Source organism: Microcoleus sp. PH2017_05_CCC_O_A, from assembly GCF_020738785.1.
Lineage (GTDB): Bacteria > Cyanobacteriota > Cyanobacteriia > Cyanobacteriales > Microcoleaceae > Microcoleus.
On sequence record NZ_JAEQCB010000248.1, the window covers coordinates 1 to 5,164 of the forward strand.

Genomic DNA, 5,164 nt, shown 5'->3' on the forward strand with positions numbered 1-5,164 from the left:
CGATCGCCTTTTGGTCGGCCAAATATCACCATCGTATCTGGTGCTTGAGAAATATCTGGTCTACCTTCAACCGGATACCAGAGTAAATCTGCTGCTACAAACACGTTGGGGTCATCTTCAAACAGCGATTCGCAACCTTCTTTGATTGTGACAATTAATTTGTATTGAATTGTACTTTCTGCCATTGGTTGACCGTCGCTGGATGGATAAATAATTTCTTCGGTTGTGACTTGCATTGTGGTTGTCTCCGAGAAGTATCTCAGCTTAATTATACTATTGTTGGAAGCAGGGATATCGGGTGAGGAATTAGCCAAAGCATAAGTTCCTCAAGATAGAAGATTCAAAAGAGGGAGCAGCGGCGCTTTAAGGCTTGTTGTAAAATAGTGTTATAGAGTTTTTCCTTAACAGTATAAGCTCCGAATCTTTCCAAGTGGGGATTGTTCATTTGAGCGTCGAATAGTAGATAAGATCGATCGCGCAATCTCTCCACCAACTTCACCATCGCCACCTTAGAACCCTCGGGAATCTGGTAAAACATCGACTCCCCAATAAACGCGCCACCTATAGACAATCCCAAAATACCGCCCGCCAATTCGTCGCCGCACCAAGTCTCGAAGCTGTACGCCCAACCAGCCTCATACAATCCCCAGTAAATCTGCTTGAGTTCCTTAGAAATCCACGTCGTTTCTCGATCGGCACAACCCTCAACCACCGCCCCAAAATCGCGGTTTACAGCCACCGAAAACCGTTCTTGATTCAATGCCCGGCGGAGCGATCGCGGATAGATAAATCTCTCATCCAGGGGTATCAGCGCCCGCTGGCGGCTCGAATACCACCCCAAACTCTCCTCGCCGTCATTCGCCATCAAGAAGTAGCCTTGCGCGTATCCCTGTATAATTGACGGTATATCATATTGCATAAATTTATCAGTTGTCATTTGTCCGCTAACTTTTCAAAGTCAACATTAGCAATTACGAATAATCATGTCTGAAACCATCCAACCTATTACCTTGCCGCCCGCCCAAAACCCCGAGCAAGAAGGCCAATGGCTCCAAGAAACGCTGCTGGCATGGCTAGACTCCGAGTTTATCCCAGAAGCAGCCAACCAGCAAATAGCTAAAAGAGCAGCCCAAATCTACCTCCGCCAGCGCATGGAAGGCGAAAACGATTTGGGCAGCCTCGTAATTGCGATCGTCACCGAAATGCAGGCCTATGATTTTTCTAAAAGCTTTTACGGCGAATTTGCGATCGCCAATGCCGTCAGCGACTTATTACTCGAAAGTCTCGGTATCGATAAATGCTGCGGCCAGTGAAGCAAGAAGGTTCGGCAACGGATTTTGTAACGGATGTAACGGATGTCTAAAGGAAGAAGTAGGAAGAAGCAAGAAGGACAAAGCAAGAAGGAAGTTTGAGCTGAAATCTGAAACAAAAATAAACCCCAAACATAATCTTGCAGATTATTTATAAGTTTTTTTCCTTCTTCCTTCTTCCTTTTTCCTTCTTCCTTCAGACTAATGACAACTAACAAATATTAACTGTCAACTGTCAACTGTCAACTGTCAACTGACTACTACCAGCTAGACTTCACAACACCGGGCAAAAGACCTTCGTGAGCCATTTCTCGCATCATGTTCCGAGACAGTCCGAAATCGCGGTAGTAACCCCTGGGGCGACCTGTAGCCCAGCAGCGGTTCCGCAAGCGAGTCCGCGAACTGCCGCGGGGTAGCTGTTGCAGTTGGCGGTGAATCGCCATTTTGTCCATCTGGTTCGCTGCTTGGTCGAACTGATCTTTCAGGTCTTCGCGCTTGTCAGCGTACTTGTCTACGAGTCTTTGGCGCTTTTTCTCGCGCTCGACCATGCTCTTTTTAGCCATAATCTGTTGATATCCTTAGATAAATCACAATCTACTATTTTACTGTATTTTGGTGGTTTTAGATCATTTTTATTTTAATTACTTTTTTTGTTGACAAGATTTTTGCAACAGGTAAGATGCCTTTTCCACAATTATTTAAGCTTTTTTGCAACAGGCAAGATGCCTGTTCCACAATTATTTAAGCTTTTTTGTGCAACAGGCATCTTGCCTGTTCCTCACATTAGTACCACAATTATTTAAGATTTTTTGTGGAACAGGCATCTTGCCTGTTCCTCACATTAGTAGAAAATCTAACTATTAGCAGAAGGGCACAAATCTGCAAGTTCACAAATATGGCAAATCGGCTTTCTCGCATTACAAACTGCTCGACCGTGATACACCAACCGAATTGACCAATTTTCCCAATCCGGCTGCGGCAACAATAGCATCAAATCCCGCTCGATCCGAATTGGATCGGCGTGTTCAGTCAATCCCAACCGCTGACTCAAACGCTTGACGTGAGTGTCTACCGTCACGCCCTGATGAATATCAAAAGCGTGGGCGAGGACGACATTAGCGGTTTTGCGGGCAACTCCGGGCAATTCTAGCAGCAGTTCCATTTGCTGCGGCACTTGATTGTTGAATTTATTGACGATCGCCCAACAAGCAGCTTTAATATTTTTAGACTTATTCCGGTAAAAACCAGTCGATCGCACCAGACGCTCCAATTCATCCAAATCAGCATTTGCCAAAGCCTCCGCATCCGGGAAACGCTCAAACAAAGCCGGCGTTACCAGATTTACGCGCTCATCCGTACACTGAGCCGCCAGAATCGTCGCCACCATCAACTGCACGGGAGTTTCGTAGTTGAGAGTGCAAGGGGCTTCTGGATACAGCCGTTTGAGGCGAATCAGAATTTCGAGCGATTTTTGTTTTAAACTTAACTTTTTAGTCATCAGTCATTGGTCATCAGTCATTGGTCATCAGTCATCAGTCATTAGTTATATTCTTGCCGGTGACATCGGAATTATACAGTGCTGTCCCCGCTCGCGAGTCGCGATCGCGAGCGGGGACAGCACTATAAAATCAAAACTGAGATACTCCCAATTTAATCTTAGTCATTTACAACTGATTGAGGTCAATTCCCATGTCTCGGAGCCGAGCTTCTAAAGCTTGCGAGCGCGATCGTTCTTGCTCCAGCAAAACTTCTGCCTGTTCGGCCCTTTGCCGTTCTTGTTCGGCCCTTTGCCGTTCTTGTTCAGCCCTTTGCCGTTCTTGTTCGGCCCTTAATTCTGCTTGTTCTCGAAGTTGAGCGAGTTCCACAAAACTCACAAACGGTGTTCCATCAGGGCTGAATATTTGTAGTTCAGTTTCTGATAGTTGAAACCGCACTCCCATTCTTGGACTTACCCAGCCGTTTACTTCTTCGATTGGTTCTAACCGTTCTTCTCGGCGCTGCCATATAGTTAAATCCACATTCGCCGGATCGTACAGATAATATTCTTCTACGCCGTACTGTTCGTAAAATCTCAGTTTTTGGAGCATCGGAGTCAGCCGATTTCCCGGCGACCAAATTTCAAACGCCACTTGCGGCACAATGTTCTCTTCATGCCATTGTTGGTAGGAGCCTCGATAACCTTTCGGTCTTCCGAAGACTACCATCGCATCTGGCGCTTGAGAAATCTTGTTATTTCCTTCTACTGGATACCACAGTAAGTTTCCCGCTACAAAAACATCAGCCATGCTGGCAAATAACAGTTCTAAATTTTCTTTGATCCACACGATCAATCTAAACTGTTCGGTATTATCTGACATTGGTTCGCCGTTATCATCTGGATAGATAATCTTTGCTTTTTCGGGAGATTGCAGTTGTGTGACCATTGCTATTTCTCCAATTTTACTGGTTAATTTATAGCCTTTCTCAGAAAGATGAGGTACGCATGGGCATGGGGCATAGGGCATGGGGCATAGGGCATAAGATTAGCGGGCATACCTCACTTTTTTGAGAAAGGCTGTATATTAGTCAGCAGTCATCAGCTATGTAATAACTAATGGCTGCTGACTGCTGTTCGCGAGCGGGGACAGCACTATGACTGCTGACAACGAACAACTGTCAACTGTCAACTGTCAACTGCCAATTGACAACTACCAACTGACTACTGTTGTCGGAGAGTTCGCATCAAATCAAAGCCTGCCAAATTAGCAGTATCGCGAACAATCAAGAAAATTCCCAAACCCAACAACAGCACCAAACCAGTCTGCATCACATTTTCTTGAATGCGGTTTGGCAGAGGCTTGCCCCGCAGTCCTTCTATTAACAGAAAAGCTAGTTGACCGCCATCTAAAGCAGGCAAAGGCAAGATATTAATCACAGCCAAATTTATACTAATTAATACCGCAAACTGAAACAAATTCGCAGCATCCGATCGCGCAATTCCTGCACCAATGGCTACAATTGCCACAGGCCCGGACAACTTTTCAGCAGTCTGACTGAAATTGCTAAGTAACTGCCCGAAACCTTGAAACGTCAGCACTACAATTCGCTCAAACTCAGTTGCAGCCTTGCTAAATGCCTCTACAATTCCTGCCCGTTCCCGCACGACGGTACCGTTAGAAGTTAGCTGCACGCCAATCTTACCTTTACCGTCGGGGGACAATTCGGGAGTAACTGTCACCACAAATTTTTGTTCTTCGCGCTGAATTTCTAGGGCCAGGGGTTGATTGGGATGATCTTGGATGGCTGAGACTAAAGATTTGATTGATTCGCGGTTCGCGCCCAATTCCTTGCCATCAACGGACAGAACAATGTCGCCCGATCGAATTCCCGCTTGGAAGGCCGCCGAACTAACTTCCGCAGCGACTTCCGGGACTTTAACTCCCGGTAGGTAGTTCATAGATGCAGCGCCAACCGTGGTTAATTGCACCACCAGCAGGAAGTAAGCAAAAATTAAGTTGGCAATTACTCCTGCACTAATGACGATCGCCCGATCGATCACAGGGCGGTTCCGCAGCAAATTCGGGTCATTGGGGGGAATAGTGCTGTCTGGATCGTCATCCGGGAAACCCACGAAACCTCCCAGGGGAAAGGCGCGGAGGGCATATTCAGTTTCCGGGCCTTGGTACTTCCACAAAATGGGCCCGAAACCGATGGAGAAGCGGTTGACGTGAATGTGTTGAAGTCTCGCCGCCAGGAAGTGGCCGAGTTCGTGAACGACAATCAAGATACCTAAAACTGCGATCGCTGCCAAAACTGACATGAAGGATTCCACTAACACTTTTACTTGACTTTGATTTATTTTAATATCTTTTTAA

At 46.2% G+C, this 5,164-nt stretch carries 6 protein-coding genes and 1 pseudogene; 1 reads left to right on the top strand and 6 read right to left on the bottom strand.

Annotated elements, in window-relative coordinates; genetic code table 11:
• Window positions 1-236, bottom strand: a pseudogene (locus JGK20_RS32890) (Uma2 family endonuclease); the annotation flags it as partial.
• Between the two features lie 104 nt (window positions 237-340).
• On the bottom strand, window positions 341-919 hold the full coding sequence (gene aat / locus JGK20_RS32895; RefSeq protein WP_293233622.1) for a leucyl/phenylalanyl-tRNA--protein transferase: 579 nt from the start codon (window positions 917-919) through the stop codon (window positions 341-343).
• Between the two features lie 64 nt (window positions 920-983).
• On the opposite strand from aat, the gene JGK20_RS32900 reads away from it, so the two are divergent.
• A complete protein-coding gene (locus tag JGK20_RS32900; RefSeq protein WP_293142731.1) occupies window positions 984-1,313 on the top strand; it encodes a hypothetical protein in 330 nt (109 codons plus the stop codon).
• 257 nt (window positions 1,314-1,570) lie between these two features.
• Here the strand turns inward: JGK20_RS32900 and rpsN are convergent, their stop codons facing one another.
• The 4 genes from rpsN to rseP all read right to left on the bottom strand — a co-directional run bounded on the left by rpsN (window position 1,571) and on the right by rseP (window position 5,109).
• The gene (rpsN, locus tag JGK20_RS32905) at window positions 1,571-1,873 is read right to left on the bottom strand and encodes a 30S ribosomal protein S14 (protein ID WP_265235916.1); all 303 of its coding nucleotides are present in this window, start codon (window positions 1,871-1,873) and stop codon (window positions 1,571-1,573) included.
• 290 nt (window positions 1,874-2,163) lie between these two features.
• Window positions 2,164-2,808: an endonuclease III gene (gene nth, locus JGK20_RS32910; protein WP_293175225.1), complete on the bottom strand. Its 645-nt coding sequence runs from the start codon at window positions 2,806-2,808 to the stop codon at window positions 2,164-2,166.
• A gap of 166 nt (window positions 2,809-2,974) precedes the next feature.
• Window positions 2,975-3,733, bottom strand: coding sequence for a Uma2 family endonuclease (locus JGK20_RS32915; protein ID WP_293175223.1), 759 nt, complete (start codon window positions 3,731-3,733; stop codon window positions 2,975-2,977).
• Window positions 3,734-4,008: 275 nt separating this feature from the next.
• Window positions 4,009-5,109: an RIP metalloprotease RseP gene (rseP, locus tag JGK20_RS32920; RefSeq protein ID WP_293175221.1), complete on the bottom strand. Its 1,101-nt coding sequence runs from the start codon at window positions 5,107-5,109 to the stop codon at window positions 4,009-4,011.
• Between the last annotated feature and the right edge of the window lie 55 nt (window positions 5,110-5,164).